Source organism: Luteimonas sp. A478, assembly GCF_054052025.1.
Genome location: NZ_JBSVRF010000002.1, coordinates 168,004 through 188,823, shown reverse-complemented (window position 1 = coordinate 188,823; position 20,820 = coordinate 168,004). Strand labels below are relative to the sequence as shown.

Here is a 20,820-nt window from a genome sequence, read left to right as displayed (position 1 = left end):
TCAACCCCGGGGATCGCCCATGTCCGCACTGCCCGCTTTCCTGCGCCGACCTAGCCTGGTCACCCAGATTGTCATTGCCCTGATCCTGGGCACCCTGGTCGGGGTGGTCTGGCCGAGCGTTGGCGCCGCCACCGAGCTGCTGGGCACCGCTTTCGTCAGCGCGCTCAAGGCCGTGGCGCCGGTGTTGGTGCTGGTGCTGGTGGCGGCGGCGATCGCCGGCCATCAGGGCGGTGGCGGCACCCACATGCGCCCGATCCTGGCGCTGTATCTGATCGGCACGGTGGGTGCGGCGCTCATCGGCGTGAGCGCCTCGTTCCTGTTTCCCACCAGCCTGGTGCTGAAAGTGGATCCCAACATGGCCATGTCGCCGCCGGGCGGGATCGGTGAAGTGCTGCGCAGCGTGGCGCTGCAGATCTTTGAAAACCCGGCCAAGGCCATGGCCGAGGCCAACTACATCGGCCTGCTGGCCTGGGGCATCGCCCTGGGGCTCGCCCTGCGCAAAGCTGGTGAAGGCATCCGCACCGGCCTGGCGGACCTGGCCGAGGCGGTGGCCACGGTGGTGCGCTGGGTGATCCGGCTGGCGCCGCTGGGCGTGTTCGGCATCGTGGCTTCCACGTTGGCCGATTCGGGCCTGGGCGTGCTGGTCGACTACGCGCACCTGCTGGCGGTGCTGCTGGGCGCGATGCTGACCGTGGCATTGGTGCTCAATCCGCTGATCGTGTTCGCAGTGACCCGGCGCAATCCGTATCCGCTGGTGCTCACGTGCCTGCGTGAGAGCGGGATCACCGCATTCTTCATCCGCTCTTCGGCGGCCAACATCCCGGTGAACCTGGCCTTGGCCAAGCGCCTGGGGCTGCATGAGGCGACCGCATCGGTGGCCATCCCGCTGGGCGCGGCGATCAACATGGCCGGCGCGGCGGTGACCATTTCCGTGCTGACCCTGGCCGCGGTGCATACGCTGGGGATTCCTGTGGACCTGCCCACTGCGCTGCTGCTGAGCGTGGTGGCGGCGATCGGCGCCTGCGGAGCTTCCGGCGTACCGGGCGGCTCGCTGCTGCTGATCCCGCTGGCCTGCGGGCTGTTCGGCATTGATGCCGACATCGCCATGCAGGTGGTGGCGATCGGCTTCGTGGTCGGCGTGGTGCAGGACTCGGCCGAGACGGCGCTGAACTCCTCCACCGACGTGGTGTTCACCGCCGCGGTGTGCCAGGCGCGCGAATCGTCCTGAACCGGAGCTCTCGCGAGGTCAGGACTTCTGCGCGGCGATCCAGGCGTCTACGCGGCGTTCCAGCAGGTCCAGCGGCATGGCACCGCCGCCGAGGATGGTGTCGTGGAAGCCGCGGATGTCGAAGGCTTCGCCCAGCTCGGCCTCGGCCTTGCGGCGCAGCGCCTGCATTTTGATCATGCCGACCTTATAGGCGGTCGCCTGGCCCGGCATGATCAGGTAGCGGCGGATCTCCGAGCGCACGGCGGCTTCGGGGATCGAGCTGTTGGCGGAGAAATATTCCACCGCTTCCTCCTCGGTCCAGCCCTTGGCGTGCATGCCGGTATCCACCACCAGGCGGATCGCGCGCCACATCTCCGACATCAGCCGGCCGTATTCCGAATAGGGGTCCTGGTAGGTGTCCGGCATTTCCTTGGCCAGCCACTCCGAATACAGGCCCCAGCCCTCGGTGTAGGCGGTGGTGAACTGCTGGGTGCGGAAGGTGGGGACATCCTCCAGCTCCTGGGCGATCGAGATCTGCATGTGATGGCCGGGCAGGCCCTCGTGGTAGGCGATCACTTCCAGTTCGGTCTTCGGCATCGCGTCCATGTCAGACAGGTGCGCGTAGTAGATGCCCGGGCGTGAGCCGTCCGGCGTGGCCGGATAGTAGTGCTGGGCGGCGCCGTCCTGTTCGCGGAACGACTCAACCCGGCGCACCACCAGGTCCGCCTTGGGCAGCAGGCCGAAGTACTCGGGCAGGTACTGCTCGATGTTGTCGATGGCCGCGGTGGCGTCGTCGATATAGGCCTGGCGGCCCTCGTCGGTATTCGGATAGCGGAACTGCGGATCGGTGTTGAGGAACTCGAAGAACGCCTGCAGGTCGCCCTCGAACCCCACCTGCTCCATCAGCGCCTCCATCTCCCCGCGCAGCCTGGCTACCTCGTCCAGGCCGAGCTGGTGGATCTCTTCCGCGCTCATGTCGGTGGTGGTGTTCTCGCGCAGCTGCCAGGCGTAGTACGCCGCGCCGTCGGGATGGGTGGTGCCCACGCCGGCCGGGTTTTCCAGCGTGTTGGGCAGCTCCTCCTCGCTCCAGGCGATGATCTGCTGGTAGATGGGCTGCACCTGCTCGACCAGCGCTTGGCGCGCCTGCTCCTTCAGCGTATCGGCGCGCTCCGCGGTGATGTCACCGGACTCCACCAGTGCGTCGACCTTGGCCTGCAGGTCGGCCCACAGCGGGCTGTCGACGCCATCGCCAAAAGGCGCGCCGGTGATGATGTTGCGCGACTGCTCGATCACGCCCTCGTAGGCGAAACGGGGCGGGCGGATGCCCTGTTCGGCATTGGCACGGGCGCGGTCGAGCAGCTCGCCAAGCAGGGTCGGCACCGCCTGCAGGCGGGAAATATAGGCCAGGTAGTCCTGCTCGTTGTCCACCTTGTGGAAGTTGATCAGGAACATCGGGAGCACGCTGTTCATCCCGTTCATCTGGTCGAACGAATAGGCGTGGGAGAGGTATTGCATCTGCCCGCGCGCGCTGTCGTACTGGCGCTTCCAGATGTCCCAGGAGAGCTGGGCGTCATCGTCCAGGCGGTCGTAATCAAACGCCGATTCCATTTCCGCAACCGAAGCCGCCATCCAGTCCAGGCGCGCGCGCTGGCCCGCTTCGGAGACGTCATCGAGCTGGTCGTAGAGATCCTTGCGCCCTTGGAAAGTCATCATGGTCGGGCTGAACTGCAGGAACTGCTCGTACTGCTCCTCGAACCACGCATTCAGGCGCGCCGATTCGTCCTCGGCCTGTTGGGTGGGGATGGCGGTGCTGGTCTGGTCGGCCGCGGGCTGCGGGGAGCAGGCGGCCAGGGCCAGGGCGATGGCAAGGGTGCTGCAGGCAAGGGCGGATCGCACGGTATCTACTCCCGGATTGAAGAAGGGCCGCCGGGCTCGGCCGACTTTCACCGCACGGCGACCGGGGACGCTATAGCGTGCGAAACATAACAGGGAAACTGGCGTACCCGCGCCCAGGAGGCAGGATGAGCACTCTGGAAAGGCGACATATTCCGCGTACTACCGTGAGTGCCCTGGTCGGCGGTGCCGTGTTGGGCGCGCTGGGCTACCTGATGGCCGGCCCATCGGGGCTGGTGGTCGGGGTGGTGATCGGCGTGGCCGGCGGCGCGCTGGTGGGCAACCGCATGGCCGTTTCGACCGATCCCAGCGACAACGTGGGCCATTTCGAGGAGATCTACTCGAAGATGGCCTACTACGCGCATGGCATGGAATGGCATGACTACGAGCCCGCGTACCGCTTTGGCGTGGAAACCTGGCGCACGCACGGCGGCCAGGAATTTGCCGGCGTTGAACCGGCCCTCGGCGCACGCTGGCTGAAGGTCCGCGGCCGCTCGCGCCTGTCCTGGGACCAGGCCCGGCACGCCGTGGAGCATGTCTGGCGCGACATGGACGCGACCTTGCAAAACCAGGGCCGGCCCAGCTGAGCAGCGGCGCGTTAACATGGGCGACTCCCCAAACGCGTGATTTCCGTCCATGGCCGAGCTTCCCCAAGACCCCCACGGCGTGACCCGTGATCAGGCCGAAGAGGCCGTGCGCACGCTGCTGCGCTGGGCCGGCGACGACCCTGCGCGCGAAGGCCTGCTCGATACCCCGAAGCGCGTGGTCAAGGCCTATCGGGAGTGGTTCAGCGGCTACGCGCTGGATCCGGACGAGTACCTGGCCCGGACCTTCGAGGAAGTCGGCGGCTACGACGAGATGATCGTGCTGCGCGACATCGAATACGAAAGCCACTGCGAACACCACATGGCGCCGATCATCGGCCGCGTGCACGTGGGCTATCTGCCGGCCGGCAAGGTGGTGGGCATCAGCAAGCTGGCGCGCGTGGTGGAAGCCTATGCCAAGCGCCTGCAGGTGCAGGAAAAGATGACCGCGCAGATCGCCGGCTGCATCCAGCGCGCGCTGCAGCCGCTGGGCGTGGGCGTGGTGGTTGAAGGCGTGCACGAGTGCATGACCACCCGCGGCGTGCACAAGCGCGGCGTCAGCATGATCACCTCCAGCATGCTCGGCGCGTTCCGCGACGATGCCCGCACCCGCTCCGAGTTTCTGCAGTTCATCGAAACCGGCAGTGGCCGCCGCGGCTGACCTGCGCGGCCCCTGCCCCTGCGGTGCCGGCAGGGACTATCTGCGCTGCTGCGCACCCCTGCACCAGGGCCAGCCGGCAGCCGATGCAGCGGCGCTGATGCGCTCCCGCTACAGCGCCTACGTGCTGCTGCTGGAAGACTACCTGCGGCAGAGCTGGCATCCCGACACCTGCCCGGATCCGCTGGATCTGGAAGCGCCAGCCGAAGGGGGCCCCACCTGGCTCGGCCTCACGGTGAAGTCGCATCGGCTCACCGGTGAGGACAGCGCGATCGTGGAATTCATCGCCCGCTATCGCGAGGGCGGCGCCAGCGCAGTGCGGATGCAGGAAGCCAGCCGCTTCCTGCGCGTTGACGGCCGCTGGCTGTACCTGGACGCGGGAGGCTGACTGCGCCAGTTAACGCTCCTGTAACTGGAGCGCCGCAATCATGTGCCCATGGAAACCGCCCCCACGGCCCTTCCCACCTCCACGTCGGCCTACGCACAGTCGCTCGCGGCGCGTTTTGCCCAGGTGCGCGCCCGCACCCTCTGCCTGGCAGCGCCGCTCTCTGCCGAAGATGCGATGGTGCAGAGCATGCCCGACGCCAGTCCGGCCAAGTGGCACCTCGCCCATACCACCTGGTTTTTCGAGCGCTTCATCCTCGCTGGGCTGCCCGGCTACCAGCCGGTAAACCCCGCCTGGGATTACCTGTTCAACAGCTACTACCAGAGCATCGGTCCGATGCATGCACGGCCGCGGCGCGGCCTGCTCACCCGACCCTCGCTGGCTGAAGTGATCGACTACCGCCACCAGGTGGACGCGCGCCTGACCTGGCAGACGGAAGCCGGGAGCCTGGATGCGGAGGCGCGGCAACGCCTGCTGTTGGGTCTGCACCATGAGCAGCAGCACCAGGAACTGCTGTTGACCGACATCAAGCACGCCTTCTGGAGCAATCCGCTGCATCCGACCTATTGCGAAGACGCCCCGTCCAAAGATGGCGGAGCGGGCGCCCTGCAGTGGATCCGCATGCCCGGTGGTACCGCAGACATTGGTGCGGCGGCGTGGCCGGCGGATTCGGAAGCCTTCGCCTATGACAACGAATCGCCGCGCCACCCGGTGTTGCTGCAGCCGTATGCGCTGGCCAACCGTCCGGTGACGCACGGTGAATACCTCGAGTTCATCCGCGACGGCGGTTATCGCGATCCGGCCCTGTGGCTGAGCGACGGCTGGGCGTGGATCCAGGCCGAAGGTGTCCAGCGCCCACTGTATTGGCACGAGGACCTGGACCAGGTGTTCACCCTGTACGGCTGGCGCGAGGCGGAGCCCGATGCACCCGCTTGCCACCTGAGCTATTACGAAGCCGACGCCTACGCGCGCTGGGCCGGCGCGCGCCTGCCGCGTGAGGCCGAGTGGGAACATGCCGCCGCAGGTGTCGATCCTGTCGCGGCCGGAGACGATGCGGCGCTGCATCCTCGTGCGGCAGGGGCCGAGGGTGTCAGCGGATTCGCCCGGCTGTTCGGCGGGGTGTGGGAGTGGACTTCGAGCGCCTACACCGCCTATCCCGGCTACCGGCCCTGGCCGGGCCCGGAGGGGGAGTACAACGGCAAATTCATGAATTCCCAGTGGGTCCTGCGCGGCGGCAGCTGCCTCACCCCGGCCGGCCATATCCGTGCCAGCTACCGCAATTTCTTCCCCTCCCACGCACGCTGGCAGTTTGCCGGCGTGCGCCTGGCCCGCGACGAATGAGCCTGTCCATGCCTGCCGTCCCCGACGCCGACCTGATCGACCTGCAGCCCACCCCGGAGCGGATTACCGCGGAAGTCGTGGCCGGCCTGTCGGCCCATCCCAAGCGGCTGCCGTCCAAGTATTTCTACGATGCGCGCGGCTCCGAACTGTTCGAACGCATCACCCGGCAGCCGGAGTACTACCTGACCCGGATGGAGATCGCCCTGCTCGAATCACGGCTGGCCGATATCGCCGCCGCAGTCGGACCGCATCTGCACGTGGTGGAATACGGCAGTGGCAGCGGGCGCAAGACGGAGCTGCTGCTCGCGGGCCTGGAAGATCCGGTGGCCTACACGCCGATCGAGATTTCCCGTGCGGCCCTGCTCGACAGCGTGTCGCGGCTGGAAGGGCGTTTTGGGCTGATCGAGATGCTGCCGGTGGGCGCGGACTTCACCCGTCAGGTGGACCTGCCGCAGCCGGCCCGCGCACCGCGCCGACGGCTGGTTTTCTTCCCCGGATCGACCCTGGGCAATTTCGACCGCGAGGAGTCCATCCACCTGCTGCGCGCCATGCGCAACACCGTGGGACCCGACGGGCTGGCACTGATCGGCATCGATCTGCACAAGGATCCGGCGCTGATCGAGGCCGCCTACAACGATGCCGCCGGGGTCACCGCCGAGTTCACCCTGAACCTGCTGGCGCGCCTGAACCGCGAGATCGGCAGCGATTTCGACCTCGACAAGTTCCGTCACCAAGCGCGCTATTCGGTGGAGCGCAGCCGGATCGAGACGGCTCTAGTGAGCCAACGCGAGCAGCAGGTGCGAGTGGACGGCCGGACGTTCCATTTCGAGGAAGGCGAAGCCATGCAGGTCGAGACCAGCCACAAATACACCGACGCGGACTTCGCCGCGATCGCCGCCGCCGCCGGCTGGAAGGTCGCCGAATCCTGGAACGACCCCGACAACCGCCTCGGCCTGCGCCTCCTCCACCCCCTGTAGGAGCGCGCCACGCGCGCGAAGCCGCGTGACGTTTATAGTGGCTCCACTGCATCGTCCGGGGGATTGTTCCGCGAGCCTCGCGGGTGCGCCGGCGGGGCCATCCCGGTCAGGACCCGCTGTGAATACGTCCATGTACGCTTGCCGGCGCCGTCCATGGCGCCGACAGTCCTGACCGGGATGGCCCCACCGACCCTTCACGTTGGCGGCGATTCGGGGGAGGCAGGGGTCACGCGGTTTCGCGCGCATGGCGCGCTCCTACAATGGGGGTCTTGCCGTCCTGTGACCGTGCCCATGAAACGACTTGCCTGCCTGTTGCTGTTGCTGCCCGCCTTTGCCGCCCAAGCCGATCCGGCGTTCCAGCGCTGCATGGCCGGGGTGAAATCCACCGCGGCCCAGCAGGGCGTGAGTGCGGCCACGTTCGAGCGCTACACCGCGGATCTGGAGCCTGATCGCTCCGTGCTGGAGCTGCTCAACTTCCAGCCCGAGTTCAGCACCGACATCTGGGATTACCTGGCCGGACTGGTGGATGAGGAGCGGGTGGCTGACGGCAAGGCAAGGCTTGAGGAGCACGGCGAGCTGCTGGCCCGCGTCTCCGCCCAGTACGGCGTGGATCCGGCCACGGTGGTCGCCATCTGGGGCGTGGAAAGTGATTACGGCCGGATTTTCGGCAAGCGCCCGATCCTGACCTCGCTGTCCACCCTGTCCTGCGAAGGCCGGCGGCAGTCATTCTTCCGCGGTGAATTCATCGCCACGCTCAAGCTGCTGCAGGCGGGCGACATCAAGGCTGAAGGCCTCACCGGCTCCTGGGCCGGCGCGTTCGGCCACACCCAGTTCATCCCCAGCACCTATGCACGCATCGCGGTCGATTTCGACGGCGACGGCCGCCGCGACCTGGTCGGCAGCATTCCCGACGCGCTGGCCTCCACCGCCAACTACCTGAAGCGGTCCAACTGGCAGACAGGTCGGCCCTGGGGCTACGAAGTGAAGCTGCCCGCCGGCTTCAACGCTTCGCTGGCCGGACGGACCAACCGCCGGCCGCTGTCCGACTGGCTGGGCCGCGGCGTTGCGCGTATCAATGGCGAGGGCATCGACCTGCCCGGCGACACCCGTTCGGCCATCCTGCTGCCAGCCGGAGCGCAGGGGCCCGCGTTTCTGGTGTTCCGCAACTTCGACGCGATCTATTCCTACAACGCCGCCGAAAGCTACGCCCTGGCCATCGCCCTGCTGTCGGACCGCCTGCGCGGCGGCAGCGGCCTGGTGGCCACGTGGCCGACCAGCGATCCCGGCTTGTCCCGGGCCGAACGCCGCCAGCTGCAGACCCTGCTGCTCGAGCGCGGCCATGACATCGGCGAAGTCGACGGCCTGATCGGCACCAACACCCGCCGCGCCATCCGCGCCGAGCAACAGCGCCTCGGCATCACCCCCGCCGACGGCCGCGCCGGCCAGAACATCCTCACCGTCCTGCGCACCACGCCGCTCTCCCCGTAGGAGCGCGCCACGCGCGCGAAGCCGCGTGACACCAGCCAAGAGGGTTCTGTCCCTTTCGTAGGAGCGCGCCATGCGCGCGAAGCCGCGTGACATCGATCATCAGACGTGGCTTCGGATCCTGCATCGGGTCCGAAGCCACGCTGGCCGCCATGATTCACGCGGCTTCGCGCCTGCGAGGCGCTCCTACAGCAGCGGTCGGCGTTATTCCGGCTTTACGAAGCGCAGGGTCATGCGGTCGCTTTCGCCGATTTGGGCGTACTTTTCCGCGTCGGCTTCGTCGTGGCGGTTGGTGGGCGGCAGGGTCCACACGCCGTTCGCATGGTCCTTGGTGTCCGCCGGGTTGGCGTTGATCTCGCTGCTGGCATCGAACTGGAAACCGGCCGCTTCGGCCAACGCAACCATGCGGTCTTCGCGCACATAGCCGGTGCCGTCGTAATCGGGCGCATCGGCCGCAGCGCGATGATCCGTCACGCCAAGCACGCCGCCCGGCTTCAGCACTTCGAAGAAGCCTTTGAACATGCCCTCGGCCTGGTCGTTGCCCAGCCAGTTGTGCACGTTGCGGAAGGTCACCACCATGTCGGCGCTGCCGGGCTGGCCGAACTGCGGGCTGTCCGGGTTGTAACGCACCACCTGGGCGCGATCGAACTGGTCCGGCCCCTGTCCGAAGCGTTCCTCCAGGCCCGCCAGGGTGCGGGTGGGGTAATCGCGGCGGTCTTCCGGCAGCGCATCCGGATCCACCACGGCGGCAATGTACTGGCCGCGCTCGCGCAGGTACGGCGCTAGGATCTCGGCATACCAGCCGCCACCCGGGGTGATTTCGATCAGGGTGTGATCAGGCTGCAGGCCGAAGAAGGCCAAGGTTTCAGCCGGGTTGCGGTAACGGTCGCGCTCGACGAAGTCGGGAGAGCGCCACGTGCCGGAAACCGTTCCTTCCAGCGATGCCTCGGCCCCGGCGTCGGCCGGAACAGGCATGGCCATTTCGGCCGCCGGCTCTGCGGTAGCCGGCGTGTCGCCGCCGGATGGAGCACAGGCGGCCAGGGCGAGCGGAAGCAGGGCGGTGAGCAGGACAGGTCTCATCGGCGGTTCTCCGTAAATGGGTCGACAGCCTAGCGCAAAGCCGGTGGCGGTTTCGCGGCGGCGAAACGCCTAGGGCGCTACCTTGCAACTCCCAAGTGCATGTTGCGAAATCCGCGGGCACGCCTTATGGAGACCCCATGAACACCCAGTCCCCCGCTGAAAACACCCGCATCGTGCTGGCCTCGCGGCCCAACGGCGTGCCAACGGCAGACAACTTCCGCCTCGAGCAAGCGCCGCTGCCCACGCCCGCCGAAGGCCAGGTGCTGCTGCGCAACCGGTGGCTGTCGCTGGATCCCTACATGCGCGGGCGCATGAATGAGGGACGCTCGTATGCGGCCCCGCTGGATATCGACGGCACGATGGAAGGCGGCACGGTGTCCGAAGTGGTGGAATCCCGCCATCCCGATCTGACCCCGGGCGGTAATCCCCCCATTTGTAGGAGCGCGTCATACGCGCGAAACCGCGCGAATTGCGGCAACGGAGCGTGGCTTCGGACATAACGCCGGGACCGAAGCCGCGGTTTGCGTCCAAGTGTCACGCGGCTTCGCGCGTATGACGCGCTCCTACAGCGGAGCCCCTCGGAGCCCATCGGGGGCCGCGGGTGCGGCCCCCGTGGCGGGTCAGGTGGCCAGGTTGGCCAGGGCTGCGTTGAAGGTCGCGCTCGGGCGCATCGCCGCGCCAGTCTTCTCGATGCTGGGGCGGAAGTATCCACCGATGTCCACCTGCTTGCCCTGCACATCGATCAGCTCGGTCACGATCTTCTCTTCATCGCGGGCCAGGGCAGCGGCGAGCGGGGCGAAGATCGCCTTCAGTGCCGGGTCCTCGTCCTGCGCCGCCAGTTCCTCGGCCCAGTACATGGCCAGATAGAAGTGGCTGCCACGGTTGTCGATCCCGCCCAGGCGGCGGGTGGGTGATTTGTCGTTGTCCAGGAACCGGCCGGTGGCCGCATCCAGGGCCTTGGCCAGCACCTGCGCACGCGCGTTGTCGTTGCGCTGGCCCAGGTGCTCCAGCGAAGCCGCCAGCGCGAGGAACTCGCCCAGCGAATCCCAGCGCAGGTAGTTCTCCTGCACGAACTGCTGCACATGCTTGGGGGCCGAACCGCCGGCGCCGGTCTCGAACAGCCCGCCACCGGCCATCAGCGGCACGATCGAGAGCATCTTGGCGCTGGTGCCCAGCTCCAGGATCGGGAACAGGTCGGTCAGGTAGTCGCGCAGCACGTTGCCGGTCACCGAGATGGTGTCCTCGCCCTTGCGCATGCGCGCCAGCGACAGCTTCGTGGCTTCCACCGGCGCCAGCACCTGGATGTCCAGGCCGGCCAGGTCGTGGTCCTTCAGGTAGCGCTCCACCTTGGTGATCAGCTGCGCGTCGTGTGCGCGCTGTGGATCCAGCCAGAACACGGCCGGGGTGCCGCTCAGGCGCGCGCGCTCAACCGCCAGTCGCACCCAGTCGCGGATCGGCGCGTCCTTGGCCTGGCACATGCGCCAGATGTCGCCGGCTTCCACCGTGTGCTCGAACACCAGGTTGCCGTCCTGGTCGGTGACCCGGATGGTGCCTTCGCCCGGCGCCTGGAAGGTCTTGTCGTGGCTGCCGTATTCCTCGGCCTTCTGCGCCATCAGGCCCACGTTGGGCACGCTGCCCATGGTGGCCGGATCCAGCGCGCCATTGGCCTTGCAGTCCTCGATCGTGGCCTGGTACACGCCGGCGTAGCTGCGATCAGGGATCACCGCCTTGGCGGCCTGCAGCTCGCCGGCCGCGTTCCACATCTGCCCGGAGTCGCGGATCATCGCGGGCATCGACGCGTCAACGATCACGTCGGACGGCACGTGCAGGTTGGTGATGCCCTTGTCGGAATTCACCATCGCCACGCCCGGGCGGTCCTTGTACAGCACCTCGATATCGGCCTTGATGGCGGCCTGGGTATCGGCCGGCATGCTGTCCAGGCGCGAGTACAGGTCGCCGATGCCGTTGTTGCGGTCAAAGCCCGACTGCTTCAGTGCTTCAGCGTGCTTCTCCAGCACCGGGCGGTAGAACTCCTGCACCGCCACGCCGAACATGAGCGGGTCGGAGACCTTCATCATGGTCGCCTTCAGGTGCAGCGAGAACAGCACGTCCTGGGCCTTGGCGTCTTCGATCTGCTCGGCCATGAACGCGGCCAGCGCCTTGCGCGACATGCGCGCGGCATCAACGATCTCGCCTTCCTGCACCTTCACCGGATCGCGCAGCGCGCGCGCGCTGCCGTCGGCGCCGACGAACTCGATCTTCAGCTCGCCCGCCGCGGCCATCGTGGCCGAGCGCTCGCTGGAGTAGAAGTCGCCGTCGCTCATGTGGGCCACGTGCGCCTTGGAGTCCGCACTCCACTTGCCCATGCGGTGCGGATGCTTGCGTGCGTATTCCTTCACGGATTTGGGCGCGCGACGGTCGGAGTTGCCCTCGCGCAGCACCGGGTTCACCGCGCTGCCCATCACCCGGCCGTAGCGGGCGCGGATCTCGCGCTCGGCATCGTCCTTCGGATCGGCGGGGTAATCCGGCACATCAAAGCCCTTGTCCTGCAGCTCGCGGATCGCCGCGCGCAGCTGCGGCTCGGAAGCGCTGATGTTGGGCAGCTTGATGATGTTGGCTTCAGGCGTCTTGGCCAGCTCGCCCAGTTCGGTCAGGTGGTCGGCCACCTGCTGCTCCGGCTTCAGCCGGTCGGGGAACTGCGCCAGGATGCGGCCCGACAGCGAGATATCGCGTGTTTCCACAGCGATGCCGGCGGTCCTGGTGAAGGCCTGCACGATCGGCAGCAGCGACTGCGTGGCCAGGTACGGCGCTTCGTCGGTCATGGTGTAGATGATCTTGGGGGCGTTGGGCATGGGGCTGGCAATCCTCGATACGGACGGGAGGGCGCGCCGCGGGCAACGGGCCGGGCGGCACGCAGGGCCGGCCCGGAGGGGACGGCCGCGTAACCCCCCTATTGTCGCGGTTTGGGCCGGGGCGGGCAAAGAAACACAGCCTTCCACGCCAGCCCGGGGCATGTTTGCGTCGCGGAGCGCTGCCAATCAGCCCGCGCTGAGCCGCACCGCCAGCGCCGTCAGGGTGACCAGCAGCACCGGCAGCGTCAGCACGATGCCCACCTTCCTGCGGGTGGAGATCACGTGCCCGCGGGCGGCAACGGCCAGCAGCACCAGCGCCCCGGCCCCAGGATATTCCGCCCATGCGCCTCCCCCTCGATCAGTCCCGCCGCCGTGAGCTCCTTGAGATGGAACGACAGCGTCGCGCCCGGCAGCGACAGGGTTTCGGCGATCTCGCCAGGGGTGCGTGCTTCAGGGCCGGCCTCGACCAGCAAGCGGAACACCGACAGCCGCTTGGGGTGGCCCAGGGCGGCCAGCGCGGTGGTTGCATCATTCAATTCCATGCCATGATGGACCACCCGATCCTTATCAACCGGCCGTTCGTGGACACTGCGCAGGGCACGCGGCTGTGCCGGCCGTCGGAGGTGGTGCTGGAGATCCTGCCGCCGCTGACGAAGCCGTTCACCAAGGAGCACGGCGAAGTGATCCCGGCCAGCAGATGACGATGGGCCTGACGCCTGCCGGCTCCCGGAGGGCCGACCGCCATGCCGCACGCTGACTCCGACAGGGCCGGGCGCCCGGAAGGGACCGCGGGCGAAGTCTTCCGTGCGTTCTTCAAGGTCGGGCTGACCGCGTTCGGCGGGCCGGTCGCGCACCTGGGCTACCTGCGCACCGAGTTCGTGCAGCGCCGCGGCTGGCTGGACGACGCCCATTTCGCCCAGCTGCTGGCGCTCTGCCAGTTTTTGCCGGGGCCGGCCAGCAGCCAGGTCGGGTTCGCCATCGGCCTGTTCCGCGGCGGCTGGCGCGGTGCGCTGGCCGCCTTCCTTGCCTTCACCCTGCCCTCGGCGCTGCTGATGTTCGGCTTCGCGGCCTTGGCGCCGCACCTGGGCCAGGGCGTTGGTGCGGCCGCGCTGCAGGGCCTGAAGCTGGTGGCCGTGGCGGTGGTGGCGCACAGCCTGCTTGGCATGATGCGGCAGCTCACCCCGGACCTGCCGCGCGTCGCGATCGCCGCCGGCGCGGCGGCGCTGGTCCTGCTGGCCGGGGCGGCCTGGATCCAGCTGGTGGCCATCGCCCTCGGCGCCCTGCTGGGGCTGGGGCTGTGCCGGCATGTGCGCGCGCCGGCCGCAGCGGGCCTTCCCGTGCGCCATGGCCGCCGCGCCGGCGCCGTCTTCCTCGCCCTGTTCCTGGCCGGCCTGGCCGCGGCCCTGCTGCTGCCTACCCCAGCCACGCCGACCGCGGCCGGGGTGGCGGGTGCCTTCTACCAGGCCGGTGCGCTGGTCTTCGGCGGCGGCCACGTGGTGCTGCCGCTGCTGCAGCACTCGGTGGTCGACCCGGGCTGGATTGAAGCGGATACCTTCCTTGCCGGCTACGGCGCCGCCCAGGCCGTGCCCGGCCCGATGTTCTCCCTCGCCGCCTTCCTCGGTGCAGGAATCCCGCTTGGCATGCCGGCCGCGCTGGGCGCGTCGGTTGCACTCATTGCGGTGTTCCTGCCCGGGTTCCTGCTGCTGTTGGCGGTGCTGCCGGCCTGGGCGGGGCTGACCCGGCACCGCCTGGCTGCCAGTGCCGTGGCCGGCACCAATGCCGCCGTCGTCGGCCTGCTGGCGGCGGCGCTCTACGATCCGGTCTGGACCGGCGCTATCCGCGCGCCGGCGGATTTCATCATCGCGGCCATCGGCTTCGGCCTGCTGTTCTTCGCGCGCGCGTCCGCCCTGTGGGTGGTGCTGTGGTGCGTGGGCGCCACGCTCGCGGTGCACCTGTGACCTTTGCGTTTCCGGCGCGCAGCAACCAGAGTCGGCACCATGAAGCTTCTTGTCCTGGGTGCGACCGGCCTGGTCGGCAGCCACGTCCTTGACCTCGCCATCGCCGACGAACGTGTCCACGAAGTCATTGCCCCGGTCCGCCGCCCGCTGCCTACGCGCGCCGGCCTGACCGCCCCGCGGGTCGACTACGAGCACCTGCCCGAAGACGCCTTCTGGTGGGGCGCCGAAGCGGTCATCTGCGCCCTGGGCACCACCATGAAAAAGGCCGGCTCACGCGAGGCCTTCCGCCGCGTCGACCACCGCTACCCGCTGCAGGCCGCGCGCATCGCCCACCGCCACGGCACCCCCACCTTCGTGCTCAATTCCGCCATGGGCGCCGACCCGGGCTCGCGGTTCTTCTACAACCGGGTGAAGGGCGAGTTGGAGCGCGACCTGCAGGAAGTCGGCTTTCCCTCGCTCACGTTCGTGCGGCCGGGCCTGATCAGCGGCGAACGCAATGAGTTCCGCCTCGGCGAGCGGGTAGCCGAGGCGGTGCTGGGAACAGTCGGTCCGGTATTGCCGCGGAGGTGGCGCATCAACCCCGCCCAGAACATCGCCTGGGCGATGCTGGAAGCGGCGGTGAAGGGCCAGGCGGGGGAGCAAACGGTGGAATCGGGCGAGCTCGCGTGACCGGCTGCTGATCCTGGATCAGCCTCCCGGAACCTCCACCTCCGCCTCGGCGGCCGAGCGCTCGATCGCATCCACCAGCTCATGCAGCACCACGGCGTCATCGAAACTTGGCGCCCGATTGGTTCCCTCCCGGATGTCCTGCGCGAGCAGCGCATAGATGCGTGCCACGTTGCGCGCCACCGCGCTGTCCGGCAGGCCCGCGTAGGCGCTGGCGGGCGGCATCAGCGGCGCGAGCCCGGTGGCTTCGCCGGTGCCGCCGCGCACCTCCAGGTCCACGAGCTGGGCGTGGCCGCTGGCACCCGTCACCTGGATGTCGCCCTTGGTGCCGTTGATCTCCCACAGCAGGTTGGTCCCGCGCGAGCTGCCGCCGCGATAGTGGACCGAGAAGGCCGCGCCGCTCTCCAGCGTGCCGTGCACCAGCACCTGCTCCGGGCTGTTGTTCGAAATGTCCTCCCGGGTGTCCTCCACCTGCACCGTGTCCCGGTGGCGGACCATGCGCGCCGACAGGTTGCGCACGCCACCGAGCACCTCGCACAGCCCAGCCAGCGTATGCGCCAGCGGGATGGTCAACAGCGTCGCGCCGTTGGCAGCGTCGTAGAGATAGGCATGCGCGGCATCGGTCAGCCCGCCCCACTGCCCGCCGCTGCCGACCAGCGTGGTCGACAGCACCTCGCCGATGTGGCCGCCGGCAATGAGCTCGCGCAGGTGCTCCACCTCAGGAGCCACCCGCATCTGCGTGCCGATCGCCGTCACCACGCCCCGCGCCCGTGCCAGCGCGGCCAGCTCGCGCGCCTCGGCCAGCCCGTTGCCCAGCGGCCACTCGCAGTACACGTGCTTGCCGGCCTCCAGGGCCGCCGTCACCAGCTCGCGGTGGTGCGGCACCTTCACCGTCACCACCACCAGGTCCACCTCCGGTGATTCCACCAGCGCCTGGGCACCGGGGAATGCATGTTTCAACCCGAACGCCTTGGCTGCGCGTTCGGCGCTGGCAAGGCTGGTGTTGGCCACGCCGACCAGTTCGTAATCGTTGGGCAGGGAGGCGAGGGCCGGCACGTGGGCCGTGGCGCCCCAGTGGATGCCGGGGTTGAGGCCGATGATGCCGACGCGGATGGGGTTGAGTTTGGTCATTACGTGCTCCTGATTGGGCCGTGCCGCCGTTGCGGGCTGTTGATCCAGAGATGGCCACGATGGCGGTGGATTTAAGCCGCGGACGGCGTGGCCTTAAGCGGAGCCACGGCAAGATCCGGCCAAGGGAATGGTCTTGCAAACGGCGTGAAGTCGGCGATGGTACTCAGCATCTCGCCGAATGAGACCGAGCAATGGAATACTTGGTTCTGGGGAACCGGGGGAAACAATGCAAGAATTCTCACCGTCTGATCTGAAGACGATCCTGCACTCAAAGCGGGCGAACCTCTACTATCTGGAACATTGCCGCGTCCTGGTGAAGGGTGGCCGGGTCGAATACGTCACTGACGCCGGCAAGCGATCGCTGTACTGGAACATTCCAATCGCCAACACCACGACGGTGTTGCTCGGCAACGGAACGTCGGTCACCCAGGCAGCGATGCGTGAGCTGGCAAAGGCGGGTGTGCTGGTCGGTTTCTGTGGTGGCGGCGGAACGCCGCTGTTCTCGGCGAACGAAATGGACGTCGAAGTGGCCTGGTTCTCGCCGCAGAGCGAATATCGGCCGACTGAATATCTGCAGGCGTGGGTACGGTTCTGGTTCGATGACGACCTGCGACTGTATGCCGCCAAGGCGTTCCAGCGGATGCGCGCCGACCGGATTGCGCGGCAGTGGCAGCAACGTGCCCTGAAGGAGGCGGGATTCGCCCCTGACGCTGCGCGTTTGCAGGGGCTGTTGGCGCGCACCGTGCGCAATATCGAGCTTGCACAGGACAACGTCGCCCTGTTGACCGAAGAAGCGCGCTTGACCAAAGCCCTGTTCAAGCTGGCGGTCGATACGGTCGGCTATGGCGAGTTCACCCGCGCCAAGCGCGGCAGCGGCAGCGATCCGGCCAACCGCTTTCTCGATCACGGGAATTATCTGGCCTACGGTCTGGGAGCGACGGCTACCTGGGTGCTCGGGCTACCGCACGGCTTGGCGGTCCTGCACGGCAAGACCCGTCCTGGTGGCCTGGTGTTCGATGTAGCGGATCTGGTCAAGGACGCCACCATCCTGCCGCAGGCGTTCGTGTCGGCGATGCGCGGCGACGACGAGCAGACGTTCCGCCGTGGCTGCATCGAGGCGCTGACGCGCAGCGAGTCGCTGGACTTCATGATCGACTCGGTCAAGTCGGTGGCGCTGGAGACGGCGGCCAAGGTCGCATGAACATCCTGCTGATCTCCCAATGTGAAAAGCGGGCCCTGACTGAAACACGCCGCATCCTTGATCAATTTGCTGAGCGTCGCGGTGACCGGACCTGGCAGACCCCGATCACCCAGGCCGGCCTGGTCACCCTGCGCAAGCTGCTGCGCAAGACCGCACGCAAGAACACCGCGGTGGCCTGCCACTGGATCCGTGGGCTGGATCACAGCGAGTTGCTATGGGTCGTCGGTGATGCGCGCCGCTTCAATGTCGAAGGCGCGGTGCCCACCGCCACGACGGTACGCAATGTATTGCGGCGCGGGGACGAGAATGACTGGCACAGCGCCGAGGACATCCGCCTGCTCGCGCAGTTGGCGGCATTGCTGCACGACCTGGGCAAGGCCAGCACGGCATTCCAGGCTCGCCTGAGCGGCAAGCTGCTGGAAAAGAACCTGTATCGCCATGAATGGGTTTCACTGCGCCTGTTCCTCGCCTTCGTCGGCCAGGATGATGACGAAGGCTGGCTGCGCCGCCTTGCCGATCCCGGTGCAGCTGACGAGCAGGCCTGGATCGGGAGCGACCGGTACCGGCGCGATGGACTGGACCCCGGAATCGACAGGTATCCGTTCCGTGACCTGCCGCCCTTGGCGTCCGCCGTGGCGTGGCTGGTCGCGACCCACCACCGCCTGCCGGTGGTTCCGGTGGAAAAGAAGGACGGCACGCAGGACTGGCTGGGCAGGCGGTCGTTGCGCTTCAGTCTGGCGTGGCTGGAGACGCCATTGGCGCAGGTCGCGCACGACTGGAACGAGATCCGTCAGGCGGCCGATCCCGCCCGGACAGCGCAGTACTGGAAGCTTGCCGGGCCGCTGCCGGTGATGGAACCGAAATGGCGGGCGCAAGCCGCGCGCCTGGCGAAGCATCTGCTGGAGCTGCGGCAACATCGCGATGGCGACTGGCTCGGCAACCCCTATGTCATGCACCTGGCCCGCCTCAGTCTGATGTTGGCCGACCATCACTATTCCGGATTGGCGCCTGATTCGCGCCTGCGCGTTCACGGCGATGGCGCCACGCAGCTGTACGCCAACACCGATCGTGACGGTCGTCTCAAGCAGCCGCTGGACGAACACCTGCTGGGCGTGGCGCGTGATGCCGGGCTGATTGCCCATGCCCTGCCCGGATTCGAGCGCCACCTGCCTCGGCTTGCCAACCACCGGGGCCTGCGCAAGCGCAGCGCAGATCCGAGGTTTTCCTGGCAGGACAAGGCTGCCGACGCCGCCACGGCATTGCGCGAAGCCGCCCACGAGCACGGCGCATTCGTCGTCAACATGGCGTCCACCGGCTGCGGAAAGACCCTCGCCAACGCCCGCATCCTCTATGCCCTGGCGCACCCCCAGCAGGGAATGCGGGCCACCTATGCGCTGGGGCTGCGCACGCTCACCCTGCAGACCGGCCGTAGCTACCGCACCGATCTGCACCTGGGTGAGGACGAGCTGGCAATCCGCGTGGGTGGCTCGGCCAGCCGCGCGCTGTTCGAGTACTACGAACAGAAGGCAGAAGCGTACGGCTCGGCCTCGGTGCAGGACCTGATCGAGGAGGACAGCCACGTCCTCTACGAAGGCGTGGTCGCTGACCACCCCCTGCTGTCGCGCGCGCTGCAGGACAACGACATCCGCAGCCTGTTGTCGGCGCCGATGCTGGTCTGCACCGTGGATCATCTCGTCCCGGCGACCGAATCGCTGCGCGCCGGCCGGCAAATAGCACCGATGCTGCGGCTGATGAGTTCGGACTTGGTGTTGGACGAACTGGACGACTACGACCTCAACGATCTGCCCGCGCTGACCCGGCTGGTGCACTGGGCCGGCATGCTGGGCACGCGCGTGGTGCTGTCGTCGGCCACGCTTCCCCCGGCCCTGGTCGAAGGCATGTTCCTCGCCTATCGCGCCGGCCGCATCCAGTACCGGCGCAATCGTGGAAGCGACGGTGGACGACACAGGGAGCAGATCGACGTTCCGTGCCTGTGGGCCGACGAGTTCGGTGCCAAGACGGCGAGCTGCGTGGACGCCTCCGCCTTTGCCGACCAGCACATGCAGTTCGTTGGCAAGCGTGCCGCCCGGTTGGAGAAGGCCAAGCCATTGCGGCGTGCCGAGCTGGCTCCGCTGGAGATCGCCAAAGGACTGCCGCAGGCAGACCAACGCGCCGGCTTCGCCGAGCATGTGCGCGCTGCTTGCCTGCGCCTGCATGCCGACCACGCGGAGATCGACCCCGGCAGCGGCAAGCGCGTCAGCTTCGGCCTGGTACGCATGGCCAACATTGATCCGTTGTTCGACGTGGCACAGGCGCTGCTCGCGCGCGGCGCACCGGAGAGCGCCCGCATCCACCTGTGCGTCTATCACGCCCGCTTTCCGCTGCTGCAGCGCTCGGCCATCGAGCATCAGCTCGATAACGCATTCAACCGGCGCGGCGATGGGCAGGCGGTCTATCGCTTGTCGGCCATCCGCGCGGCCATCGATGCGCATCCGGAGAGCGACCACCTGTTCGTCGTACTGGCGTCGCCCGTTTGCGAGGTCGGGCGCGACTGGGACGCCGACTGGGCCGTGGCCGAACCCTCATCGATGCGCTCGCTGATACAGCTTGCCGGACGGGTGCAGCGGCATCGCGGCAAGGTCGGCGATCGCCCCAATGTCCTGGTATTCGAGCGCAACCTCAAGGCGCTGGAGGGACGGACGCTTTCTGACGGTACACCGGCGCCGGTCTTCATCCGGCCAGGCTTCGAGCGCCGCGATGACAGCCACCGCTTCCGTCTTCGTTCCCCGCGCCTTGACCGGCTCCTCGCACCCGACGAGTACGAGGTGCTGACCGCCGTGCCGCGCATCCAGCCCCGCCCCGAAGCCGAATGGGCCAGTCGGGAACGGCTTGTGGACCTGGAGCACGCCCGCATGGCCGCCGGCATGCTGCCGCGCGAACGCATGCCCGGCGCATTGGTGCCGGCACCGGGTGCAGCCATGGAGCGCGACGAGTCCGCATGGTCGTGGCAGTACCCGCAGGCCAGCCTGACCGGCGTGCTGCCGCAGCAGCAGCCCTTCCGCGACGACACCATGACCACTGTTCCGGTGGCGTTCCTTCCGGATGAGGACGAAGCGCAGCTTGTCCTGCATCGCGTCGAGAAGGACCGGTCCCGCCGTGGCCGCAGCCTGTATGTGGCCATCGACCGCAGCCAGCGTCATGACTTGGAGCTGGAGTGCGGACCGGGGATCAGCGCCTGGGGCGCCTTCGACCTCCTGGACCTGCTTGTCGAGCAGGCGGAACACCTGGATCTGCCGTTGCAGGTCTGCGCGGAGAAGTTCGCAACGGTGGAACTGCCGGAGAGCCAGCAGGGATGGCGCTGGCACCCGCACCTTGGGTTTGCGTCGAAAAGGTAGTCAGGGC

Annotated in this window: 15 protein-coding genes and 3 pseudogenes; 13 read left to right on the top strand and 5 right to left on the bottom strand. The window is 67.9% G+C overall.

Going from position 1 to position 20,820, the window contains the following annotated elements; translation table 11 throughout:
• Window positions 1-19 precede the first annotated feature (19 nt).
• Window positions 20-1,228 carry a serine/threonine transporter SstT gene (sstT, locus tag ACW7G3_RS04555; protein ID WP_456981360.1) on the top strand — a complete coding sequence of 403 codons (1,209 nt, stop codon included), beginning with the start codon at window positions 20-22 and terminating at the stop codon, window positions 1,226-1,228.
• Between the two features lie 18 nt (window positions 1,229-1,246).
• On the opposite strand, the gene ACW7G3_RS04550 is transcribed toward sstT, so the two are convergent.
• Window positions 1,247-3,103, bottom strand: coding sequence for a DUF885 domain-containing protein (locus ACW7G3_RS04550; RefSeq protein ID WP_456981359.1), 1,857 nt, complete (start codon window positions 3,101-3,103; stop codon window positions 1,247-1,249).
• Window positions 3,104-3,228: 125 nt separating this feature from the next.
• On the opposite strand from ACW7G3_RS04550, the gene ACW7G3_RS04545 reads away from it, so the two are divergent.
• From ACW7G3_RS04545 to ACW7G3_RS04520, 6 genes are all read left to right on the top strand, one after another.
• On the top strand, window positions 3,229-3,687 hold the full coding sequence (locus ACW7G3_RS04545; protein WP_456981357.1) for a hypothetical protein: 459 nt from the start codon (window positions 3,229-3,231) through the stop codon (window positions 3,685-3,687).
• 49 nt (window positions 3,688-3,736) lie between these two features.
• Window positions 3,737-4,345: a GTP cyclohydrolase I FolE gene (folE, locus tag ACW7G3_RS04540; protein ID WP_456981355.1), complete on the top strand. Its 609-nt coding sequence runs from the start codon at window positions 3,737-3,739 to the stop codon at window positions 4,343-4,345.
• Window positions 4,329-4,730, top strand: a complete 402-nt coding sequence (locus ACW7G3_RS04535) for a YchJ family protein (protein WP_456981353.1) — start codon at window positions 4,329-4,331, stop codon at window positions 4,728-4,730. Before folE ends, ACW7G3_RS04535 begins: the two co-directional genes overlap by 17 nt.
• 48 nt (window positions 4,731-4,778) lie before the next feature.
• A complete protein-coding gene (gene egtB / locus ACW7G3_RS04530; protein WP_456981351.1) occupies window positions 4,779-6,068 on the top strand; it encodes an ergothioneine biosynthesis protein EgtB in 1,290 nt (429 codons plus the stop codon).
• 8 nt (window positions 6,069-6,076) lie between these two features.
• Entirely contained in the window at window positions 6,077-7,045 is a 969-nt protein-coding gene (gene egtD, locus ACW7G3_RS04525) for an L-histidine N(alpha)-methyltransferase (protein ID WP_456981350.1), read from the top strand.
• Between the two features lie 291 nt (window positions 7,046-7,336).
• Window positions 7,337-8,533 carry a lytic murein transglycosylase gene (locus ACW7G3_RS04520; protein ID WP_456981348.1) on the top strand — a complete coding sequence of 399 codons (1,197 nt, stop codon included), beginning with the start codon at window positions 7,337-7,339 and terminating at the stop codon, window positions 8,531-8,533.
• A gap of 201 nt (window positions 8,534-8,734) precedes the next feature.
• On the opposite strand, the gene ACW7G3_RS04515 is transcribed toward ACW7G3_RS04520, so the two are convergent.
• A complete protein-coding gene (locus ACW7G3_RS04515; protein ID WP_456981347.1) occupies window positions 8,735-9,610 on the bottom strand; it encodes a class I SAM-dependent methyltransferase in 876 nt (291 codons plus the stop codon).
• Window positions 9,611-9,747: 137 nt separating this feature from the next.
• Between ACW7G3_RS04515 and ACW7G3_RS04510 the strand changes: the two are divergent.
• Window positions 9,748-10,029, top strand: a pseudogene (locus ACW7G3_RS04510) (NADP-dependent oxidoreductase); the annotation flags it as partial.
• A 201-nt stretch (window positions 10,030-10,230) separates the two neighbouring features.
• Here the strand turns inward: ACW7G3_RS04510 and ACW7G3_RS04505 are convergent.
• Complete coding sequence (locus ACW7G3_RS04505; protein WP_456981346.1) at window positions 10,231-12,462, bottom strand: NADP-dependent isocitrate dehydrogenase; 2,232 nt, start codon at window positions 12,460-12,462, stop codon at window positions 10,231-10,233.
• Between the two features lie 329 nt (window positions 12,463-12,791).
• Window positions 12,792-13,004 (bottom strand): annotated as a pseudogene (locus ACW7G3_RS04500) (ArsR/SmtB family transcription factor); the annotation flags it as partial.
• Here ACW7G3_RS04500 and ACW7G3_RS04495 point away from each other — a divergent pair.
• From ACW7G3_RS04495 to ACW7G3_RS04485, 3 genes and pseudogenes are all read left to right on the top strand, one after another.
• Window positions 13,005-13,163: pseudogene (locus ACW7G3_RS04495) on the top strand (arsenate reductase (glutaredoxin)); the annotation flags it as partial.
• 42 nt (window positions 13,164-13,205) lie between these two features.
• A complete protein-coding gene (gene chrA, locus ACW7G3_RS04490; protein WP_456981345.1) occupies window positions 13,206-14,420 on the top strand; it encodes a chromate efflux transporter in 1,215 nt (404 codons plus the stop codon).
• Window positions 14,421-14,459: 39 nt separating this feature from the next.
• Window positions 14,460-15,089 (top strand): NAD(P)H-binding protein, encoded by a 630-nt coding sequence (locus ACW7G3_RS04485; RefSeq protein ID WP_456981343.1) that lies wholly within the window; start codon window positions 14,460-14,462, stop codon window positions 15,087-15,089.
• An 18-nt stretch (window positions 15,090-15,107) separates the two neighbouring features.
• On the opposite strand, the gene ACW7G3_RS04480 is transcribed toward ACW7G3_RS04485, so the two are convergent.
• Window positions 15,108-16,217: a Gfo/Idh/MocA family protein gene (locus ACW7G3_RS04480; RefSeq protein ID WP_456981341.1), complete on the bottom strand. Its 1,110-nt coding sequence runs from the start codon at window positions 16,215-16,217 to the stop codon at window positions 15,108-15,110.
• Window positions 16,218-16,443: 226 nt separating this feature from the next.
• Here ACW7G3_RS04480 and cas1f point away from each other — a divergent pair, with 226 nt between their 5' ends.
• A complete protein-coding gene (gene cas1f / locus ACW7G3_RS04475; protein WP_456981339.1) occupies window positions 16,444-17,418 on the top strand; it encodes a type I-F CRISPR-associated endonuclease Cas1f in 975 nt (324 codons plus the stop codon).
• Window positions 17,415-20,813 (top strand): type I-F CRISPR-associated helicase Cas3f, encoded by a 3,399-nt coding sequence (cas3f, locus tag ACW7G3_RS04470; protein WP_456981337.1) that lies wholly within the window; start codon window positions 17,415-17,417, stop codon window positions 20,811-20,813. The genes cas1f and cas3f overlap by 4 nt, the downstream gene beginning before the upstream one ends.
• Window positions 20,814-20,820 lie beyond the last annotated feature (7 nt).

Bases quoted from the DNA above. Each gene is read 5' to 3' on its own strand.
- cas1f (WP_456981339.1), top strand. From the start codon at position 16,444: ATGCAAGAATTCTCACCGTCTGATCTGAAGACGATCCTGCACTCAAAG.
- folE (WP_456981355.1), top strand. From the start codon at position 3,737: ATGGCCGAGCTTCCCCAAGACCCCCACGGCGTGACCCGTGATCAGGCC.
- cas3f (WP_456981337.1), top strand. From the start codon at position 17,415: ATGAACATCCTGCTGATCTCCCAATGTGAAAAGCGGGCCCTGACTGAA.
- ACW7G3_RS04485 (WP_456981343.1), top strand. From the start codon at position 14,460: ATGAAGCTTCTTGTCCTGGGTGCGACCGGCCTGGTCGGCAGCCACGTC.
- ACW7G3_RS04515 (WP_456981347.1), bottom strand. From the start codon at position 9,610: ATGAGACCTGTCCTGCTCACCGCCCTGCTTCCGCTCGCCCTGGCCGCC.
- egtD (WP_456981350.1), top strand. From the start codon at position 6,077: ATGCCTGCCGTCCCCGACGCCGACCTGATCGACCTGCAGCCCACCCCG.
- ACW7G3_RS04480 (WP_456981341.1), bottom strand. From the start codon at position 16,217: ATGACCAAACTCAACCCCATCCGCGTCGGCATCATCGGCCTCAACCCC.
- ACW7G3_RS04505 (WP_456981346.1), bottom strand. From the start codon at position 12,462: ATGCCCAACGCCCCCAAGATCATCTACACCATGACCGACGAAGCGCCG.
- egtB (WP_456981351.1), top strand. From the start codon at position 4,779: ATGGAAACCGCCCCCACGGCCCTTCCCACCTCCACGTCGGCCTACGCA.
- ACW7G3_RS04520 (WP_456981348.1), top strand. From the start codon at position 7,337: ATGAAACGACTTGCCTGCCTGTTGCTGTTGCTGCCCGCCTTTGCCGCC.
- ACW7G3_RS04545 (WP_456981357.1), top strand. From the start codon at position 3,229: ATGAGCACTCTGGAAAGGCGACATATTCCGCGTACTACCGTGAGTGCC.
- chrA (WP_456981345.1), top strand. From the start codon at position 13,206: ATGCCGCACGCTGACTCCGACAGGGCCGGGCGCCCGGAAGGGACCGCG.
- sstT (WP_456981360.1), top strand. From the start codon at position 20: ATGTCCGCACTGCCCGCTTTCCTGCGCCGACCTAGCCTGGTCACCCAG.